We start from the raw sequence: 20,778 nt of genomic DNA, 5'->3' as shown, positions 1-20,778 counted from the left end.
AGGATTGGAAATGAGAATCGGTATACCAAAAGAAATACTTAATAATGAAAATCGTGTTGCGATGGCCCCTTCAGGTGTATATTCTTTAACGCAGGCAGGGCATGAGGTGTACGTTCAAACAGGAGCGGGCGAAGGCTCTAGCTTTTTCGATGAACAATATAAAGAAGTGGGTGCAGTTATAGTCGATACTGCTGAAGAAGCTTGGAATCAGGATATGGTTTTAAAAGTAAAAGAACCAAAAAAAGAAGAATTCAAATACTTCCGTGAAGGACTTATTTTATTCACCTACTTACATTTAGCAAATGAACCTGAATTGACAAAGGCTTTAGTAGAGAACAAAGTGACCGGACTTGCCTATGAAACGGTTCAGCTGCCGAATGGGGCTTTACCATTATTGACTCCTATGAGTGAAGTGGCGGGAAGAATGGTTACCCAAGTCGGTATGCAATTTCTTGAAAAAATCCATGGTGGTAAAGGGATCCTTCTTTCAGGAATACCTGGGGTCGCCAGAGGAAAGGTAACAATTATTGGTGGTGGAGTAGTTGGAACGAATGCCGCTAAAATAGCAGTCGGACTAGGTGCAAAGGTGACGATAATTGATCTAAACCCTGACCGGTTACGTCAACTAGATGATATTTTTGGAAATTCCATTAATACGTTAGTATCAAATCCGCACAACATCTATACGTCTGTTATCGAATCTGATTTGGTTATTGGTGCAGTACTCATACCAGGTGCTAAAGCTCCAGTTTTAGTTACAGAAGAAATGGTGAAACAAATGGCACCAGGCTCTGTAATGGTTGACGTTGCTATTGACCAAGGTGGTAACTTTGAAACGAGTGACAGGATTACAACGCATGATAACCCGACTTATATGAAACATGATGTTGTCCATTATACCGTGGCTAATATGCCTGGAGCCGTCCCACAAACAGCGACGGTAGGTTTAACGAATGCTACAACACCATATATTTTGCAAGTTGCTAATAAAGGATTGAAGCAGGCTGTTAAGGATAATGCAGCACTTCTCAATGGTATAAACACATTAGGTGGTTACGTCGCCTACAAAGCTGTTGCAGATGCTCATCAAATGGAATATGAGGATGTTAAAGTATTGTTGAACAAATAGAGGAAAAGCACTGATTTTTTAATCAGTGCTTTTATTTTTATAAGAGTTTTTTACATTTTTCTTGAAACCTTTTCATTTTCAATGCGTAATACATAAGGAATAGAAGATTACAGGAATGTTATCCTTTGTAAAAGGGAAACAATACATTAGCTAAAATTAAGGAGGAGATAACTGTGTTTCAATTTTTTAAAAGGATTAGAACAGTAGTCAGTTCAGAACTTAATGCAATGATTGACAAAGCCGAAGATCCAGTGAAAATGCTTGACCAATTTTTAAGGGATATGGGTGAAGACATTCGAGAAGCAGAGGCTGCGGTAGCTAAACAAATCGCCAATGAAAAAATGTTGAAACGAAAAGTAAATGATGCTCAAGTGATGGTGGATCGTCGTCAAGAACAAGCTGAAAAAGCTGTCGAAGCAGGCAATGATGATTTAGCTCGTCGTGCACTTCAAGATAAGAAAGACCATGAAAATACATTGGCAAGCTTAACAGAGTCTTGGGAACGTGCCCAAGCTGATGTATCATCTCTCCGTGATAAATTAGATGAAATGAAACGTGAATACCGTGAGATGCAATTGAAGAAGGATTCTTTGAAAGCTCGTGCAGAATCCGCGAAAACGAGAACAAAGATGAACCGTACGATGTCTTCCATCAGTGGTGATGAATCCAGGCAAGGTTTCGAACGTATGGAAGAAAAGGTATTACGTTTTGAGGCTGAAGCTGAAACATCTGAGGATATCTCGCAAGCAAGCCGGACGTTAGATGATGAATTCAAAGATTTAATTACGAATGATGTAGATGATGAACTTGCAGCACTAAAGAAAAAACTAGGTAAAGACGAAAGCCCAACAGAATAATGCACAAATCAAAAAAGCACCCGATGGTGCTTTTTTTACATTACAAGGGTGAAAGTAAGAGGAACTCATACTATATTCAATTTCTCATAACCACATCTTATAAATTCAACGAACAGTTATAACTTAACTTTCACCATACATTATGTTTTAATTTGAATATAGATAGAATTATTAAAAAGGGAGAGATGTTCAATGAAAGTATCCTATCACGGTCATTCAGTCGTAAAAGTTGAAACAGGTTCACATACGATCTTATTTGACCCTTTTATCTCTGGCAATGAGGCTTGTGATTTAGATGCAAGTACGGTGGATGCAGATGTTATATTATTGACACATGCCCATAATGACCATGTGGGTGATGCAGTGGAGATTGCAAAACGTACAGATGCATTGATTGTTGCACCGAACGAACTTGCTGTATATCTCGGAACAAAAGGGGTTGTAACCCATCCGATGCATATTGGCGGCTCCCGTGAATTCGATTTTGGAAAAGTAAAATTCACACAAGCCTTTCATGGCTCGTCCTATGCGGAAGATGATGGAACAGTAATTTACGGAGGAATGCCAGGCGGCATCTTACTTACTGTCGGAGGAAAAACGATTTACCATGTTGGTGATACAGCATTGTTTACCGATTTAAAGATGTACGGGGAAATGAATGACATTGATATTGCGTTTATCCCGATTGGAGATAACTTCACGATGGGACCTGAAGATGCTTTAGTTGCAGCTGATTGGATTAATGCGAAGATTAGTGTACCGGTCCATTACAATACTTTCCCTGTGATTGAACAAGATCCAGATGCTTGGGCAAGTAAAGTGAAAACCGGAGAAGGTCGTGCATTGAAAATTGGCGAATCCATCGAATTATAGTTATAGATAAATATTGCGAATGTTAGCCGTATAAACAGTTTACTGTTTATAGGGCTTTTTCTGATTGTAAATTTCATAATAATTTTGTGTAGATTCATGAAATTACTTCCATATAGTGCTATAATCATGGGTGAAAAGTTACATGCGATATAGCTGAGGGGGGCCGGAGGTTGGAGTACATATATTGTCTGTTATTCTTTACATTTGGAGCGATATTCGGCTCGTTTTATAACGTGGTAGGACTTAGAGGACCGAAAAATGAAACATTTATAAATGACCGCTCCTATTGTCCAAGATGTAAAAAAACATTGTCTTGGTATGAACTAATGCCTATTATGTCTTATTTCATCCAGTTTGGGAAATGTAGGTATTGCGGTGAAAGAATCTCACCTGTATATCCGATAATTGAAGCATTAACTGGATGTTTATTTCTATTCAGTTACATGCAGATTGGATTCGACTGGGAGTTAGTCATAGCATTAATGCTAGTATCCATGTTGATGATTATACTCGTTTCTGATATTCACTATATGATCATTCAAAACAATGTATTGCGATTTTTCCTGCCATTTTTTATCATTATGCGATTTATCAGTCCGTTGGATCCTTGGTGGTCTCCGATTGTCGGCTCGCTTATAGCAATTGCACTGCTTGCGTTGATTATCATTATTAGCCGTGGAGGTATGGGTGCTGGGGACATGAAGTTATTTGGAGTGTTAGGAATTGTATTAGGACTGCAAAATGTACTCCTAGCTTTCTTTTTGGCATGTCTATTAGGTGCTGTAGTGGGAATAGCGTTAATGGCACTTAAAATTGTTGAACGAAAACAGCCGATTCCATTTGGTCCGTATATAGTTGCAGGTGCATTACTTTCTTATTTTTATGGGGAAGAGATGATTCATTGGTACATGCAGTTGTTTTACATAAACTGTTAGATCTACGTTGAAAAAATGGAGCAACTGGTACAACCGTCCTTCCATTCATGCTTATGCACCATATGGAGCCTGTTTTTTAGAAGAATGTTCCTTTTAAAAAAATATTGTTGTTTATAAGTATCGTTTCATTATCTGCTATCTCACTTCACCCTCTATTTTTACAAAATTTAGAAGCGAATGGAAACATATCCAATGGATTGGAAATTGCGAACATCATGTTAGAGGGTATGGATCGCAAAGAGGCAAAATTGTTCTCGATGAGCAAATTGAAAGTTGGCGAGCGAAGGATCCAATTATAGAAGAGAATGCTTACAAAGAAATAAAAGGAAAATGTGATGTAAATCTAGGTAATCCTGGTGATAGTGACAGAGAGGATAATCCAATAATTGAATGGGACGATTCACATCAACCGACAATTGACGTTTGGTACGACTAGTCACTTTACATAATAATTGTTCTTTCACACATGATTACTCCATATATATATTTAAAAAGGAGGAAACATACTATGAAAAACCTACCCACCCTCCGACTACTTCTGGCAGCTCTCATGCTCTATTTCGCCTGGCCGAAGTTTACACTTGCAGCTTCAGGCTTGGAGATGACGTTTTGGGGTATGTGGCTGGCATTTTTGCTGCTTGTAGTTGGAGCGAATTTGGCGAATCTTTTACAAATGATCGCACCGCCTGTAATGGAACAGTCTTTTGAGGAAAACAAAATACGTGCTAATCGTTGAGTAGTTGGGTTCTAATCTGTATAATTGAATTAGAAGTATTGCTATAGTACAGATTAGGCGGTGTTTAAGATGGCTACGAAACACGAAATGATTTTGCAACATATTTTATCTTTAGAAGTTGGCCAAAAGATCTCCGTACGCCAAATTGCAAAAGTCATGAATGTAAGTGATGGAACTGCCTACCGGGCAATTAAGGAAGCGGAAAATCAAGGGCTTGTAAGTACGATTGAGCGGGTCGGTACCATTCGGATTGAAAAGAAGAAAAAAGAAAACTTCGAGCGGCTGACATTTGCAGAGGTTGTCAACATAATTGATGGACAAGTACTTGGAGGACGTGATGGCCTTCATAAGACATTAAGTAAATTCTTGATCGGTGCCATGCAGCTGGAAGACATGATGCGTTACACGGATGCGGGTTCTTTACTTATTGTTGGTAACCGGGTGGAAGCGCATTATCGTGCGTTGCAGACCGGAGCTGCTGTGTTGATTACCGGGGGTTTCGATACAGAAGAAAGGAATAAGCAACTTGCGGACGAGAAGGACTTGCCGATCATTTCTACAAGTTATGATACGTTTACCGTAGCTTCTATGATTAACCGTGCAATTTATGACCAGTTGATCAAAAAGGAAATTATCTTTGTAGGAGATATCGCAACTCCATTGGAAGATACATTTTATATGCGTAATACGGATAAGATTGAGGATTGGTATGTATTAAATAGACGTTCCACCCACACACGTTTTCCAGTGGTCGACAGTAAGATGCGCGTAGTTGGGATGATCTCCTCAAAAGATATTGTAGGTCAGGATGAACAGATAAGTATCGACAAAGTGATGAGTAAGAAACCTCATACCGTGCAGTCTAAAACTTCACTGGCGTCTGCTTCTCATACGATGGTTTGGGAAGGTATTGAACTCTTGCCGGTAGTAGATGATTCTCGAATTTTAATTGGTGTAGTGTCCAGACAGGATGTACTGAAGGCAATGCAGCAAATACAACGTCAGCCACAAGTAGGGGAGACCATTACAGATATCATTACAAGTAATTTGGAAGCTGCTCCTGATGAGGAAAATGTATTCGTTTCACAAGTTGTACCACAAATGACGAATCATTTAGGAACCTTAGGTCACGGAGTCTTCACTGCTTTGATTATAGAGGCAAGCAGTAGATTGTTGATGGATAAACGGAGAGCGGAATTATCCATTGAAAATATTACCGTTTACTTCACGAAGCCGGTGCAAATCGATAGTGAACTCCGGATTAAGCCGACTATCCTAGAGGTTGGACGACTATATGCGAAAGTGGACGTTGAAGTGTTTGATGAGAAAAACCTTATTGGTAAAGGCTTATTAATGGCACAATTGATTAATCGTTAAAAAAACATGCACCTAAGAGAAGGTGCATGTTTTTTATTCGCTAGGATTCAATCTCCGATATTCATTTCGATAATGCCTTGCTTCGTTATAACCACGAGTTACCTGCAAACCACCTAAAAGTACAAATATAATGCCGATAATTAGAGAAAGTGTCGTCTCATAAAAGAAATATTGGTTAATTCCAAACAGCAGAATAAAAGCACCTAGGCAGATACGGGACTTACCATTAAAATACTTTTGTGTTAAGATATCTTTGCTTTTCACAATAGCAACCTTATAATAAACGTATAGTACAAGGGAAATCACGATACCTATAGGGAAAATTATCATATCATCTCTCCTAAACTACCTTAAATACTAAATCACTATTCTATTCTAACTTGTTTTACAGTATTTTTCTAGTTATGTACGGAGTAAGACTAAATAATAGGTTTTCCCTTAAGGAGATTGGAGCTGTATTATGGAAAAACGTAGTATTATTGAAGCGATAAAACAATATGAAACAATTATTATTCATCGTCATGTCCGCCCTGATCCAGATGCACTTGGTTCTCAAGGTGGATTAAAAGAAATCATCCAAACATCTTACCCTGATAAAAATGTCTATATTGTTGGAGTGGACGACCCCGAGTTTGAATTTCTTATTAAAATGGACACCATTTCTGAGGATGTGTATGAAGGGGCTCTTGTTATTGTATGTGATACGGCGAATACACCAAGAATAGATGATGAGCGCCATAAGTTGGGTGAGAAGATAATTAAAATTGATCATCATCCGAATGTGGATGCGTATGGAGATGTTGTGTGGGTTAATACCGATGCAAGCTCAACAAGCGAAATGATTTATGAATTGTTTGAAGCAGGAAAGAGCGAGGGATTCAAGTTAAGTGATGAGGGAGCGAGATTACTATATGCTGGTATAGTAGGTGATACCGGTAGATTTTTATTTCCAAGCACAACGAAGAAAACGTTCCAATTTGCTGCTGAGCTTGTTACCTATCAATTTGACCGCCCGGAATTATATCAAAATCTTTACAGTGTAGAGACGAATATTATGCGGCTTAGAGGTCATATCCTGCAGGACTTTAAAATGTTCGAGTCTGGATTGTGTGCAATAAAGCTGACAAAAGAATTGTTGGATGAGTATCAAGTTTCTGCAGATGAGACAGGACAACTCGTTAATGTACTCGGTGATGTTAAAGGGATTAAAGCATGGGTGTTCTTTATCGAAGAAGATGATTTGATAAGAGTGAGACTCCGCTCTAAAGGTCCAGTGATTAATGAGATAGCAGCGAAATATAACGGTGGGGGACACCCATTGGCTTCGGGAGCGACGGTTTACAGCTGGGAAGAAGCAGATGCGGTCATCCATGATTTAGATATAACATGTAAAAATTACAGAAAATAACCCGGACCTTTGGTCTGGGTTATTCCATAACTTTTGTAGAATCTTTTTGAGGAATAATCCAACAACCGGCTGGTGTTTTGTCAATAAAAACATTTAAATTTTCTCGGGCAATATCACGCTCTAATAGCCGAATCACTTCAGTTGATTCAGCAAAGGCTGTTTCTCCGTTCTTTAATCTTTTCATATTTTCTACTACCAATGATTTCGCAGGAATAATCATGTTTCTCCCCTCCTTATACTCTTTTATCGTATGGAATAATCTTGAAAAGGTGCCTATACTCAATTAGAGCGCTTACATTATATGTTATTTCCATCATACACAAAAAGACCCTTCGTTAAACGAAAAGTCTAAAATGTTCATAAATTGTTCAATTTAGAATATTCGCGTCAACTACGATTTTAAGTTTTGGAGCGAATGTAAGTCTGGAGACTGTAAAATGATAGGAGACTTTATCGATTGTGAATGCCTTGTTTTCAATCGCTGAGATAAGCAACTCTTCACTGGCAGAAACGACTTGAACTTCTACCCCGATTAGATGACTGATTTCTTCTTTTATTAATGTTTTTAACTGTGATATAAGTAAGCTATCTTTAATAATATCTGGGTTGGAAATAATAATCTCTATTTCTTGAATGGATAATGCCGTATCTTGATTTTCTTGAGTTTCCAGTAATACTTTATTTTGTTCTCTTAGGTCAATAATCGCTTCCTGTAAATCATAGTTTTCAGTTAGTAGATTCTCGTACATCGACCCGTACATATAAAGTAAAATAAAATATCCAATCACACCACCAGTAAACATACCGACGAAGAATCGCTGCCAACCAGGTCTCTTATAGTATGGTGGAAAATGCATTTAAGACATACCTTTCTGTGTAATCCATTCAATGATTGTCAGCCCCACCTTGACACCGCCCATAGCTGAGACAATTAGAAGGACCTGCTTCAGGAGATCAAAGGTTGAACCGCCAAATAATCCTCTTTCCACATTGGCAATGGCATCAAATGTACCGCCAATTGCTGCGACAATCGCCCAAATTCTAAGTCGATCTGCAATTCTTGTCATGGAAGACAGCGGGGGATCTCCAGTTGCGAAGTCTCCGATACTTCCAATGACAGAGCCACCGAGAATGACTCCAAAAGCAATAAAAAAGCAGTGTATAAATGCGGCAAAAAAGCGTTCCTCAATCAATTGCTTCACTCCCTTTAGCCTGTCCTTTATTATGTTATGTTGAATCCTGAATGAATATGAACCATTACAGTACCTTGATTAACTTGCGTAAATTGTTCATCAATATCGGTGTGAAGCGATCGTTCCGATAGAGGTTTCATATTTCGAGGATATACAGTTACAACAGGTATTAGGTGTTAACCGTATGCATGTTCCTATTTCCTTGGTATAATAGTACACATAGAACAGAAGGTGGGATTGTATGTCTTATACACATTTACAGGTCAGAAGCGGTTTCAGCCTTATGAATAGTACGATTACCATTGATCGTTTAGTGGCTAAGGCAAAAGAAATGAACTTTTCCGCACTCGCCTTGACGGATGAAGGGGTTCTATATGGAGTGATCCCTTTTTATAAAGCGTGTAAGAAGGTTGGAATCAAGCCGATTATCGGGTTGATTATTCCTGTTTCAAGAGAAGATAACTTACATACGAAGATTACATTGTTAGCGAAAAATAATTCAGGCTACAAGAATCTCATTCGTCTCAGTACGATACTCCAAGTTGAAGGAAGAGAAGGAATCACTGTACATGAATTATCAGATCACACGGTTGGTTTGATTGGGATTCTTCCGGTAAATGATGTGGAGCTTTCCAAAAGACTTGAAGAAAGTAGCTTTGAAGAAGTCCACTCTTACCTGAGTATGTATGAAAGATTATTTGAACAAGGAGATTTCTACATTGGTGTAGAAAATAATAGTAAGCAAACAACATTATTAAAGCACTATACGAACAATTATCCAGCAAATATAACCGTAACCACCGACGTACATTATTTGGAAGAGAAAGATGTATACAGTTATGACTGTCTTCTAGCGATGAAACATGGAAGAGAATGGAGTATGCAAGTATCCAATGAAGCATTAAGGAATAAGCATTTGCGAACGGTACAAGAAGTGGAATTGGAACTTGGTGGACTTTTCCCGGATGCAATTCATGAAACGGCGAAAATTGCGGATAGATGTTCCGTTGAATTTAATTTCCAAAAGCGTCTGTTGCCTACCTATCCATTAGAGGATGGGGTCGATGTTCATGACTATTTAGAAAAGCAATGTTTCATGAAGCTTCCAGAAAAGTATTCAAACATTACAGCAGAAATAAGGGAACGGTTGGAATATGAGTTATCAGTAATACAAAGAATGGACTTCAGTGATTACTTCCTCATTACTGCAGATATTATCGCCTACGCTAAACAACAAGGGATTGCAGTTGGTCCAGGACGTGGTTCGTCTGCCGGTTCACTTGTGGCTTATGTCCTTGGAATAACGGATGTTGACCCTATTCACTACAACCTATTATTTGAGAGATTTCTAAATCCTGAACGCCAAACAATGCCGGATATTGACATCGATTTCTCTGATGAAAGGAGAGACGAAGTAATCGACTATGTCCGGGAAAAATATGGACATGAACATGTCGCACAAATCATTACGTTTGGTACATTTGCAGCGAGATCTCTCATTCGGGAGTTGATTAAAACCCTAGCAGTTGACGGACAAGATGCCCAGTTCATCTTAAGGGAGATTCCGACCCAGTCATCGAAATCGATTGTAGAAATGATGAAGGGACTTCCAGAACTGAAGGAATATATTAAACAGTCACCGAAGTTGAAGCTTCTGTTTTCTATCGCGGTCCGTCTAGAAGGTTTGCCGAGGCATATTTCAACCCATGCTGCAGGTGTGGTGATCAGTGAGCAACCACTGGTTGAACATGTGCCACTTACAACAGGCACTGGAAATACGTATTTGACCCAGTTTGCAATGAATGATTTAGAGTCGATCGGACTTTTAAAAATGGATTTTCTTGGGCTTCGCAATCTTTCCTTATTGGAAAGGGTCATAGATTCAATCAATTATCGCAGAAAAGAACCAATACGTTTAGAACAAATTCCTGCAAATGATGAAAAAACCTACTCACTTCTTCGTGAAGGTAAAACGAATGGAGTATTCCAATTGGAATCGGCTGGGATGAAGCGTGTCCTACGCGAGCTTAAACCAACTGGTTTTGAAGACATTGTTGCTGTTAATGCCCTTTACCGTCCAGGACCAATGGATTTCATTCCTAACTATATTGCGAGAAAGCATCAAAAGGAAGAAGTTGTTTATCCACATAAAGATTTAAAGCCGATTTTAGAAACTACGTATGGTGTGCTTGTTTACCAAGAACAAATCATGCAAATTGCAAGTCGGATTGCCGGTTTTACGCTTGGGGAGGCCGATATATTAAGGAGAGCCGTCAGTAAGAAAAATCATCAAGTGATGCAGGAGGAGCGGCAACGGTTTATTGATGGTTGTTTGAAAAGTGGCTATACAGAAAAAGTAGCGGAAGAAATATTCAGTTGGATTGTCCGTTTTTCAAACTACGGTTTTCCGAGGAGCCATGCGGTCGCCTATAGTAAGATTTCCTATCAATTAAGCTACTTAAAGGCGAATTTTCCTGCAAGTTTTTTTGCTGAAATCTTGACGAGATCTAGAAATCAACAAGAAAAATTGCATTTGTATATTAAAGAAATGAATGAAATCGGCATGGAACTATTACCACCATCGGTAAATAGAAGCTTCGGTAAATATACTGTTGAAAAAGATAAAATACGGATGGGTCTCAGTTCGATAAAAGGGATTGGAAATGATGCGATACGGGCAATCATTGAAGCCAGAAAAAATGGGGGAGCATTCAAAAATCTATTTGATTTTTGTCTCCGAGTGCCGAATGAATCGGTTAAGCGTTCCACAATAGAGAATTTGATATTAGCTGGTGCTTTTGATGAGTTGTTTAATAATCGCGCGAGTTTGCTAGCATCCATTGATCAAGCATTAGAACAAGGTGAATTGTTCCGTGAGTTCCACGATCAGCCGAATCTATTTGAGAATCAGCTTAACCTAGACGTAAACTATGTAGAGATTGAAGATTTTACAATCACTAAAAAACTACAGGATGAAAAAGAATTGGTCGGAATGTATCTTTCTAGCCATCCATTAAAAAATTATCGCTCCCAATTACGAGCAAACGGGTTTCTTCCCATAGCTTCAATGGAACCATTGGCTGGCAGGAAAAACGTGAAGACTGTTGTTATTCTGCAGGAAATCAAGCAGATACGTACCAAACGCGGAGATCAAATGGCTTTTCTCACGATTGCGGATGAACACGATATTCTCGATGCTGTCATTTTTCCTGATAAGTACCGTGAAGTGAAACGCTGGCTTGAGGAAGAACAAATCGTGATGATTATTGGAAAAGTCGAAGAACGGAATCAAAAGCTACAATTTGTTATTGATAATATCCAGCTTTTCACAGAACAAGAGCTTGAGCATAAATTTGATAAAATGATGTTTATTAAAACGACGAAGCAAACAAATCCACAGGCGTTGCCGGTTATTGGCGAAGCTTCGAAATTGTATCCAGGAAATGTCCCGATCATTTTATATAATGAAGCAGAAAAACAATCGTATAAATTGAATCAAAGTTATTTTATTGAACCGACGGGTGCCTGTCTACAGCAGTTACGAACATTTTTTGGCAGGGACAACGTGGTTGTGAAGAAAACCTGAACGCGTATGAGCTTTACAGATAAATCTCTTTTGTTATAATATAGAAGTCATTAGGGGTGGTCAGACCACTTGGATTGCTGTAAACCATCAATTCAGGAATGTTAAAAAAGGGGAGAATAAAATCATGGCAAGCTTAAGAGATGAAGCATTGCATATGCACAAAGTAAATCAAGGTAAATTGTCAGTCCAATCCAAAGTTCAAGTAAACGATTCAAAAGACTTGAGCCTCGCTTATTCACCAGGGGTTGCAGAGCCATGTAAAGAAATTTATGATCGTACATCCCGTGTGTACGACTATACCATGAAGGGGAATATGGTGGCAGTCGTAAGTGATGGTTCAGCAGTATTAGGATTAGGAAACATTGGTCCGGAAGCTTCACTTCCAGTTATGGAAGGCAAAGCGGTACTGTTTAAGAGTTTTGCTGGAGTGGATGCATTCCCGATATGCTTGGCTACGCAGGATGTTGATCAGATTGTGAATGCGGTGAAGTTAATGGAGCCGACTTTTGGCGGAGTCAACCTGGAAGATATTGCAGCACCTAATTGCTTCATCATAGAAGACCGTTTGAAAGAAGAAATGAACATTCCGATTTTCCACGATGACCAACACGGAACAGCTATTGTGACTGTTGCCGGTTTAATTAATGCATTGAAACTTGTTGATAAACAGTTTAAAGATATTAAAGTAGTCTTAAGTGGTGCCGGGGCAGCTGGTATTGCAATTGCCCGTTTATTAGAAAGCTTCGGTGTTAGAAGTATGGTAATGTGTGATTCTCGAGGTGCGATATTTGAAGGTCGACCGTATGGGATGAATGAGGTTAAAGAAATGGTTGCGCAATTTACCAACTTAGATAGAAAAGAAGGAACGTTGGAAGATATGCTGGAAGGTGCAGATGTATTTATCGGTGTATCTGTTGCTGGCGCACTAACGGAAGAAATGGTTGCAAAAATGAATGATGATCCAATTATATTCGCAATGGCAAATCCGGAACCGGAAATTATGCCTGAAATAGCCAAACAAGCTGGAGCAAAAGTAATTGGTACTGGCCGTTCAGATTTCCCAAATCAAGTCAACAATGTGTTGGCATTTCCAGGAATTTTTCGTGGAGCTTTAGATGTTAGAGCGACACGCATTAATGAAAAAATGAAAGTAGCAGCTGCCCATGCGATTGCATCCCTCATTTCTGAGGAGGAGTTGAATGAAGATTATGTTATTCCAGCTCCATTTGATGCCCGTGTAGCACCAATTGTTGCCAAAAGTGTAGCTCAAGCTGCGATGGAGTCTGGTGTTGCACGTCTTCAAGTTGATCCTGAAGAGGTTGCGGAAAAAACTAGGCAGCTTACAGGAAAATTTGAATAGATCGTTCATGACGCTGCAGAAGGGATTTTAGGTTATGTCAAAGTCTTCAAAACCAAAAGTATATCAAGGAGTTTTAGAAGAGGTACGCATGTATATCCGTGATAACCATCTATCCCCGGGTGATAAGCTCCCCTCAGAAAGGGAGCTTTCCGACAAGCTGCAGGCTGGAAGGTCATCCATTCGTGAGGCATTACGAGCCTTGGAATTATTGGGATTAATTGAAACTCGACACGGTGAAGGAACATTTCTTAGATCCTATCAATCATTGCAATCTGTGGAATTATTATCTTCTTTCATTTTATTAGAGGATCAAACAAGAAATGAGCTTCATCAAGTTAAACGCATGATTGAAAAAGAAGCAGTCAAAATGGCATTGCCTCTGATTCAGGAGGATACTTTAACTAAGCTGGAAGCAATTGTGAAAAGCAGTGCGCCATCCGAGAAGAAACATATCGACTTTTTCACATGCGTGCTACAACAAGCAAATAATAAATTATTGTTAAAAATTTGGATGTTGTTGGAAGAATTTTCGCATTCGATTGATAGTGTATATGAGAGCCAGGTATTTTATGATAAGCTCTTGGAAATAATCGCAGAGAAAGACAACAACGCGTTAGAAAGTTTATACGAGCAGTAAAATCATATCAATAATAAATAATTTATAGCTCCTTGCAAATTATGACAAATTTCTCTAATAGGATAAGCTATGATGAGTGGTGGATATGCTTCGTATGTTGCTTTTGAGAAGGAGGTATGATCCTTGCTGAAAGATATATTTAGCAAGCGTAGACGTTACGCATCGATACCGAGTGAAAATGGCAAGGTCGATGTTCCTGAAGGCCTTATGCAAAAATGCAAAGGTTGTAATAAAATCTTTTATAGAAAAGAAATCAAAAAGATGCTTCATGTTTGTGTGAATTGTGGCTACCATCATCCGCTGACCGCATGGGAACGGATTGATAGCCTATTTGATGAGGGAACTTTTGTAGAATGGGATGCAAACATCACTTCTACAAACCCGTTGAATTTTCCGGATTATATTGAAAAGGTGGAAAAAGACCGGAAAAAAACTGGCTTAAACGAAGCTGTTGTAACAGGTAAAGGCACCATTGACGGACAAGAAACTGCTTTTGCTGTTATGGATTCCAATTTCCGCATGGGAAGTATGGGTTCCGTGGTTGGAGAGAAGATAGCTCGTGCTATTGAAAATGCCAGAAAAGAATCCATTCCATTTATTATTTTCTGTGCTTCCGGTGGAGCAAGGATGCAAGAAGGGGTATTAAGCTTGATGCAGATGGCGAAAACGTCGATTGCAATTAAACGCTTCAGTGATGCTGGTGGGCTAATGGTTTCTGTTATGACTCATCCAACGACTGGAGGAGTATCTGCAAGCTTTGCCTCTATCGGTGATTACAACTTTGCTGAGCCGGGAGCTTTAATTGGTTTTGCCGGAAGAAGAGTTATCGAACAAACCGTTAGGGAAAAATTGCCGCAAGATTTTCAAACCGCCGAATTTCAGTTGAAGCATGGGCAATTGGACAAGGTTATTCATCGTAAAGATATGAAAGACACCCTTTCTACATTGCTGAAGCTACATAAGAAGGGTGGAGAGCATTAAAAATGAAGCAAGTATTGGATTTTGAAAAACCGGTAGTCAATTTAAAAGAAAAAATAGCTGAACTGAAAAAGTTCACTAATGATAGTGAAATTGATTTATCTGAAGAAATAGCGACGTTAGAAGAGAGATTAAGGGTCTTAGAAGATGATATATATGGTAATCTAAAACCGTGGGAACGGGTGCAAATGGCACGACACGGGGAACGTCCGACGACACTAGACTATATCGAAAGAATCTTCACTGATTTCATTGAATTTCATGGAGATCGCAACTTCGGTGATGATGCTGCCATCGTAGCTGGAATTGCTTTCTATAAAGACAAGCCAATTACCGTTATCGGTCATCAGCGCGGTAAAGACACGAAAGAAAATATTCGCCGCAACTTCGGCATGCCGCATCCGGAAGGTTACCGTAAAGCACTCCGTCATATGAAGCAAGCAGAAAAGTTCAAGCGTCCGATTGTTTGTTTTATTGATACAAAAGGTGCATATCCTGGTAAGGCTGCAGAAGAGCGTGGCCAAAGTGAAGCGATTGCCAGAAACCTAATGGAGATGGCCGGGTTACGTGTGCCGATTGTATGTATCGTCATTGGTGAAGGTGGTAGTGGTGGAGCTCTGGCGCTTGGTGTGGGTGACCATGTCCATATGCTGGAGAATTCCACTTACTCTGTTATCTCACCAGAAGGAGCAGCTTCTATTCTCTGGAAAGATGCCAGCTTAGCAAAAAAAGCTGCGGAAACGATGGGGATCACTTCCTATGAATTGAAAAAGTTGCAAGTGATTGATGAAATAATCCCTGAACCGAGAGGTGGGGCGCATCGAGATGTGGATGAACAGTCCAAATTTATCGATACAGTCCTATCCAAATCGCTCCAGAATTTATCACAACTGAATGAGGAAGAATTGTTGGAGAAAAGATGGGAAAAATATAAACAGATTGGTCAATTTGATATATTATAAGAAAACGTGGTACGTACCTGTATGGGTCTGTACCACGTTTTTTCTCGAAAAATAGTAGAAATAGTTGATAAACATAAATTTAACGGTTAAATAATTGCTATTTTGACGTTTTTTATTTATCTTTAAAGATAGTGGGTATATATGTAACAGGTTCTATTAAATTATTAGTACAGTTTATTGCAATCAATTTATCAATTAGAAAAACCTATTTTACGGGGTGATCATGTTGAAACGAATTGGAGTACTGACAAGTGGTGGAGATGCACCAGGAATGAATGCAGCGATTCGCGCTGTCGTTCGAAAAGGAATTTATCACGGACTTGAACTATATGGGATTAAATATGGCTTCCAAGGTTTAATGGAAGGCAATATAGAAAAAATGGAAATCGGTTCGGTTGGTGATATTATCCAACGGGGAGGAACAGCTCTGTTCTCAGCACGTAGTGAAGAGTTTAAGACCGATGAAGGACAACAAAAAGCAATTGAACAGTTGGAAAAGTTCGGGATAGAAGGATTAGTCGTCATTGGTGGCGATGGAAGTTTTCGTGGAGCGGAGGCTCTGACGAAGAAAGGATTTCCTTGTATCGGCATTCCAGCTACAATTGATAATGATATAACTGGCACTGACTTTACAATTGGCTTTGATACGGCTCTAAATACTGTTATTGAAGCGATTGATAAAATTCGTGATACAGCGACTTCCCATGAAAGAACTTACATCATCGAGGTAATGGGAAGGGATGCAGGCGATCTTGCGTTATGGGCTGGTCTTGCCGGTGGTGCAGAGTCGATTATTATCCCTGAGAAGAAAGAAGATTTCCAGGATATTATTGATAGATTAAAACGTGGACATGAACGTGGTAAAAAACATAGTATCATTCTGTTGGCCGAAGGAGTCGGCAGCGGATTTGACTACGGTGAAAAGATAGAGAAAGAAACAAAATTGGAAACTCGTGTCACTGTTCTTGGTTATATCCAGCGCGGTGGTTCACCATCTGCGACGGACCGTGTACTCGCAAGTAGACTTGGTGGTCGAGCTATAGAGCTTTTAATGGATGGTAAAGCGGGTAGAATGGTTGGTATAGAGAATAATCGACTTGTGGATTATGCTTTTAATGATATTTTTAATGGATCTAATACAATACATGATGAAATGTATCGATTATCAAAAGAATTATCTATATAGCTCTAAAATTTAAGGAGGAATTACGTTGAGAAGTACAAAAATAGTATGCACGATTGGCCCTGCTTCAGAGTCAGTTGAAATCTTAGAACAGTTGATTGATGCTGGAATGAATGTGGCCAGGCTTAATTTCTCTCATGGTGACTTTGAGGAGCATGGTGCTCGTATCCAAAATATCCGTGAAGCGGCAGCCAATAAAAAGAAAAATATCGCCATTCTTTTAGATACGAAGGGGCCAGAGATTCGTACAGGTAACTTTAAAGATGGCCGAGCAGATATTGAAATGAACAGTACCGTGTTTATTTCAATGGATGAAGTTGAAGGCGATGCGGAAAGATTTTCAGTTACGTATCCGGGACTGATCCATGATGTTGCGGTCGGGTCCAAGATTTTACTGGATGATGGTTTAATTGAGTTGGAAGTTGTAGAGATTCACAAGGAGAAAAATGAAATCGAAACAAAAGCTCTCAACTCAGGAGAAATCAAAAATAAAAAGGGTGTTAACGTACCTAACGTTTCCTTGAATTTACCTGGAATTACTGACAAAGATCGGGAAGATATTATTTTTGGAATAAAAAATAACGTGGACTTCATTGCACCATCCTTTATCCGTCGTGCATCGGATGTACTTGAAATACGGGAAGTATTGGAAGAACATCTCGGTACTAATATTCAAATCATACCTAAAATCGAAAACCAAGAAGGCGTAGATCATATCGATGAGATCTTACAGGTGAGCGATGGACTAATGGTTGCCCGAGGCGACTTGGGAGTTGAAATTCCAGCTGAAGATGTACCGCTTGTACAGAAGCAGCTAATTAAGAAATGTAATCTTGCTGGCAAACCGGTGATTACTGCAACTCAAATGCTGGATTCCATGCAACGGAACCCAAGACCGACTCGTGCTGAAGCATCAGACGTTGCAAATGCCATCTTTGATGGTACAGATGCTATTATGTTATCTGGAGAAACTGCAGCCGGTATGTATCCAGTTGAATCGGTAAAAACGATGAATAATATCGCATTGAAAACAGAATCAGCTCTTGAACATAAAAGTATCTTAAGTGAAAGATCAAAGTTAGTTGAAATGACGATTACTGAAGCCATCAGTCAATCGGTCACTCATACAGCGATGAATTTAGATGTGGAGGCAATCATCACTCCGACTGAAAGTGGACATACTGCTCGTATGATTTCTAAATATCGACCGAAACAAACAATTATAGCCGTCACTTTTCATGAGCGAGTAAATCGTCAATTGGCTCTTGTATGGGGTGTACAGCCTATTATGAGTGAAAAGGCGAGTAATACAGATGAGATGCTGGATGTGGCAATTGAGCGTGGAGTAGCTTCAGGAATTTGCAGTCATGGCAGCAGAGTAATTATCACAGCCGGTGTTCCTGTTGGCGAAAGTGGTACGACTAATCTTCTTAAAGTCCATATCATAGGAGATGTTATCGCAAAAGGACAAGGAATTGGACGTCAAAGTGCGTATGGAAAAGTCGTCATTGCTCGTAGTGGAGAAGAAGCGATTGCAAAAGTCAGCCCAGGAGATATTCTTGTAACGTATGGCACAGATAGGGATATGATGCCAGCAATCGAAAAAGCAGGTGCAATTGTTACTGTGGAAGGCGGCTTGACTTCCCATGCAGCAGTTGTCGGATTGAGTCTAGGTATACCGGTGATTGTCGGTGTAGAAAATGCAATGAAGGTATTGGAAGATGGACAACATGTAACAATCGACGGAACAAAAGGTGACATTTATAACGGTCATGCAAGTGTATTGTAAATAATAATAAAGGTAATGATAAGCAATGCTAAAATTCAATAGCATTGCTTATCCTTCTTTTATACAGCCAATAATATTGGACATAAAAAAGGAAAGGCTGTGATATCATGCGTTGGTTAATAATCGGTTTTGGTGTGTTTTCCTTAATTGAAATTGGTTTACTTATCTGGATTGGCAGCAACACAGGGGTATGGCCGCTGCTTCTATTCATCATATTAACAGCTCTACTCGGATTTGCTGTTGGCAGGAAGCAAGGTTTCAAAACATGGGAACGAGCATCACAATCCATGCAATCAAACCAAGTGCCGGCGGCGGAAATAGTAGATGGTCTCTGTATCATCGTTGGTTCCTTATTATTGATTGCACCAGGATTGATATCAGATATTATTGGATTGACTTTTCTATTACCTTTTTCACGATCTATGTGCAAGCGGATAGTTTCGAAATTACTCTATAAACTTGTTCAAAAAGGTCCGATAATATATCTCCGATTTTAAGTTTTTCCGTTGATATAACCTATTAGCCATCGAAACAACCCGGCATCGATAAGTCCTTTAAGGATAATGATGGCAAATGGAGCAAGCAATAAGCCTAGGACTCCCCATATTCTCATGCCGATAAAAGCAGCAACGAGCCAGGCGAGTGGATGAATTGCCATATTCATTGAATATATTTTTGGTTCGATCAATTGTCTTGTGATAATCACAATTCCATACACAATGGATAGTCCAATTGTCATCGGATAGTCAGCTGTTATAAAGGAGTAGCCGATCCAAGGTATGAACAATAAGCCTGTCCCCAGAAATGGGATTAAATCGACAAGAATCATAAATAGAGCGATGGTAAGAGCATGTTTGACTCCGATAATGGATAGACCAAGGAATATCAAATGAAAGGATATGGCTACCAAAATGAATTGTGCTTTTAAATAACCTAGTGTTGATTTCTTAAGATGATAGACGATATGTTGGAGCTTAGTAGATACTTTTATTGGAATATGTTTGGCAAAAAAGTGTTTGATTCCTGGGTAATCTGCTGATAATAAAAAACTGGCCAGCAAAATGAAGAAAGTCACGGTTATCGATTCTGGTATCGCTGCAAGATTACGAGGTATGGCGAATAACAAACTTTGAAAAAACATGCCAACAAGACCTGCAACATGTTTGAATAAATCTGTAATATACTCCTCAACAAAAAGTTGATCATCCGCTGTCAATTGATTAAAGAGTAATAATATCTGTTCATAGATTGGCAGAATCCTCTGAGTGAAAAACTGATCCATAATTGTCCCGAATTGATGAAGCTGTTCTGGAAGAATTTCTGCAAGATAAGCTATTCCTTCATAAATCTCTGTAACAACCATAAACAATATTCCTATGCCAACCAATAATAGAGTCAGCAGTGTGAGGATACTTGCCAATGCTCTTGGAAGCTTGAGGTTTGTATGTAAAAATTTGACTGCTGGTTCCATAAGATATGCGATAAGAAAAACAATGATCATGGGAAATATAAGAGAAAAAGTATAGCGGAAAATAAAATATATACTGACAATGAGAAGTAAAATGATGCATAATTTTAATGTTTTTGTTAAAATTGACTTGTCCATTAAAAATCCCCCAAAAACTTCGGTTCTTTCTATACATATGTTTTTAATAGAAATATTAGACTAAAAATTCAGGAATTCAGCTAATTTTTCTGTGTTTAAACGCTTTCAATTCACTTTATGCGTCATTTCCTATATAATGGACTTGGGGTAGACAATATTATATGATCAG

20 protein-coding genes are annotated in these 20,778 nt (G+C 39.1%); 15 read left to right on the top strand and 5 right to left on the bottom strand.

Features of this window, described 5'->3' with window-relative positions:
* Positions 1-10 precede the first annotated feature (10 nt).
* From ald to M3210_RS12835, 6 genes are all read left to right on the top strand, one after another.
* Positions 11-1,129, top strand: a complete 1,119-nt coding sequence (gene ald, locus M3210_RS12860; RefSeq protein ID WP_251515035.1) for an alanine dehydrogenase — start codon at positions 11-13, stop codon at positions 1,127-1,129.
* Positions 1,130-1,302: 173 nt separating this feature from the next.
* Positions 1,303-1,986, top strand: coding sequence for a PspA/IM30 family protein (locus tag M3210_RS12855; RefSeq protein ID WP_251515034.1), 684 nt, complete (start codon positions 1,303-1,305; stop codon positions 1,984-1,986).
* Between the two features lie 192 nt (positions 1,987-2,178).
* Positions 2,179-2,859 (top strand): metal-dependent hydrolase, encoded by a 681-nt coding sequence (locus M3210_RS12850; protein WP_251515033.1) that lies wholly within the window; start codon positions 2,179-2,181, stop codon positions 2,857-2,859.
* Positions 2,860-3,029: 170 nt separating this feature from the next.
* The gene (locus M3210_RS12845; RefSeq protein ID WP_251515031.1) at positions 3,030-3,794 is read left to right on the top strand and encodes a prepilin peptidase; all 765 of its coding nucleotides are present in this window, start codon (positions 3,030-3,032) and stop codon (positions 3,792-3,794) included.
* Positions 3,795-4,302: 508 nt separating this feature from the next.
* The gene (locus tag M3210_RS12840) at positions 4,303-4,530 is read left to right on the top strand and encodes a hypothetical protein (protein ID WP_251515030.1); all 228 of its coding nucleotides are present in this window, start codon (positions 4,303-4,305) and stop codon (positions 4,528-4,530) included.
* A 69-nt stretch (positions 4,531-4,599) separates the two neighbouring features.
* The gene (locus M3210_RS12835; protein WP_251515029.1) at positions 4,600-5,907 is read left to right on the top strand and encodes a DRTGG domain-containing protein; all 1,308 of its coding nucleotides are present in this window, start codon (positions 4,600-4,602) and stop codon (positions 5,905-5,907) included.
* Positions 5,908-5,940: 33 nt separating this feature from the next.
* Here M3210_RS12835 and M3210_RS12830 read toward each other — a convergent pair whose 3' ends face one another.
* The gene (locus M3210_RS12830) at positions 5,941-6,237 is read right to left on the bottom strand and encodes a YtpI family protein (protein WP_251515028.1); all 297 of its coding nucleotides are present in this window, start codon (positions 6,235-6,237) and stop codon (positions 5,941-5,943) included.
* 130 nt (positions 6,238-6,367) lie between these two features.
* Here M3210_RS12830 and M3210_RS12825 point away from each other — a divergent pair, with 130 nt between their 5' ends.
* Positions 6,368-7,315 carry a DHH family phosphoesterase gene (locus tag M3210_RS12825; RefSeq protein WP_251515024.1) on the top strand — a complete coding sequence of 316 codons (948 nt, stop codon included), beginning with the start codon at positions 6,368-6,370 and terminating at the stop codon, positions 7,313-7,315.
* Positions 7,316-7,334: 19 nt separating this feature from the next.
* Here M3210_RS12825 and M3210_RS12820 read toward each other — a convergent pair whose 3' ends face one another.
* From M3210_RS12820 to ytrH, 3 genes are all read right to left on the bottom strand, one after another.
* Positions 7,335-7,535 (bottom strand): YtzJ family protein, encoded by a 201-nt coding sequence (locus M3210_RS12820; RefSeq protein ID WP_251515021.1) that lies wholly within the window; start codon positions 7,533-7,535, stop codon positions 7,335-7,337.
* Positions 7,536-7,683: 148 nt separating this feature from the next.
* A complete protein-coding gene (ytrI, locus tag M3210_RS12815; RefSeq protein ID WP_251515018.1) occupies positions 7,684-8,172 on the bottom strand; it encodes a sporulation membrane protein YtrI in 489 nt (162 codons plus the stop codon).
* A complete protein-coding gene (ytrH, locus tag M3210_RS12810) occupies positions 8,173-8,505 on the bottom strand; it encodes a sporulation membrane protein YtrH (protein WP_251515050.1) in 333 nt (110 codons plus the stop codon).
* Between the two features lie 244 nt (positions 8,506-8,749).
* On the opposite strand from ytrH, the gene dnaE reads away from it, so the two are divergent.
* The 8 genes from dnaE to M3210_RS12770 all read left to right on the top strand — a co-directional run bounded on the left by dnaE (position 8,750) and on the right by M3210_RS12770 (position 19,500).
* Positions 8,750-12,094, top strand: a complete 3,345-nt coding sequence (dnaE, locus tag M3210_RS12805; RefSeq protein ID WP_251515016.1) for a DNA polymerase III subunit alpha — start codon at positions 8,750-8,752, stop codon at positions 12,092-12,094.
* Between the two features lie 124 nt (positions 12,095-12,218).
* Complete coding sequence (ystJ, locus tag M3210_RS12800) at positions 12,219-13,454, top strand: NADP-dependent malic enzyme (protein ID WP_251515014.1); 1,236 nt, start codon at positions 12,219-12,221, stop codon at positions 13,452-13,454.
* 34 nt (positions 13,455-13,488) lie between these two features.
* A complete protein-coding gene (locus M3210_RS12795; RefSeq protein ID WP_251515011.1) occupies positions 13,489-14,091 on the top strand; it encodes a FadR/GntR family transcriptional regulator in 603 nt (200 codons plus the stop codon).
* 123 nt (positions 14,092-14,214) lie between these two features.
* A complete protein-coding gene (accD, locus tag M3210_RS12790) occupies positions 14,215-15,072 on the top strand; it encodes an acetyl-CoA carboxylase, carboxyltransferase subunit beta (protein ID WP_251515001.1) in 858 nt (285 codons plus the stop codon).
* A gap of 2 nt (positions 15,073-15,074) precedes the next feature.
* A complete protein-coding gene (gene accA / locus M3210_RS12785) occupies positions 15,075-16,031 on the top strand; it encodes an acetyl-CoA carboxylase carboxyl transferase subunit alpha (protein WP_251514999.1) in 957 nt (318 codons plus the stop codon).
* Positions 16,032-16,257: 226 nt separating this feature from the next.
* The gene (gene pfkA, locus M3210_RS12780) at positions 16,258-17,217 is read left to right on the top strand and encodes a 6-phosphofructokinase (RefSeq protein ID WP_251515049.1); all 960 of its coding nucleotides are present in this window, start codon (positions 16,258-16,260) and stop codon (positions 17,215-17,217) included.
* Positions 17,218-17,242: 25 nt separating this feature from the next.
* Positions 17,243-19,003 carry a pyruvate kinase gene (gene pyk, locus M3210_RS12775; RefSeq protein WP_251514997.1) on the top strand — a complete coding sequence of 587 codons (1,761 nt, stop codon included), beginning with the start codon at positions 17,243-17,245 and terminating at the stop codon, positions 19,001-19,003.
* Between the two features lie 107 nt (positions 19,004-19,110).
* Positions 19,111-19,500: an FxsA family protein gene (locus tag M3210_RS12770; RefSeq protein ID WP_251514995.1), complete on the top strand. Its 390-nt coding sequence runs from the start codon at positions 19,111-19,113 to the stop codon at positions 19,498-19,500.
* On the opposite strand, the gene ytvI is transcribed toward M3210_RS12770, so the two are convergent.
* Positions 19,497-20,609, bottom strand: a complete 1,113-nt coding sequence (ytvI, locus tag M3210_RS12765; protein WP_251514992.1) for a sporulation integral membrane protein YtvI — start codon at positions 20,607-20,609, stop codon at positions 19,497-19,499. The genes M3210_RS12770 and ytvI overlap by 4 nt on opposite strands.
* Positions 20,610-20,778 lie beyond the last annotated feature (169 nt).

The organism is Oceanobacillus luteolus (assembly GCF_023715655.1).
GTDB classification, from domain to species: Bacteria; Bacillota; Bacilli; order Bacillales; family Amphibacillaceae; genus Oceanobacillus; species Oceanobacillus luteolus.
This window is presented reverse-complemented; position numbering and strand designations above follow the sequence as displayed.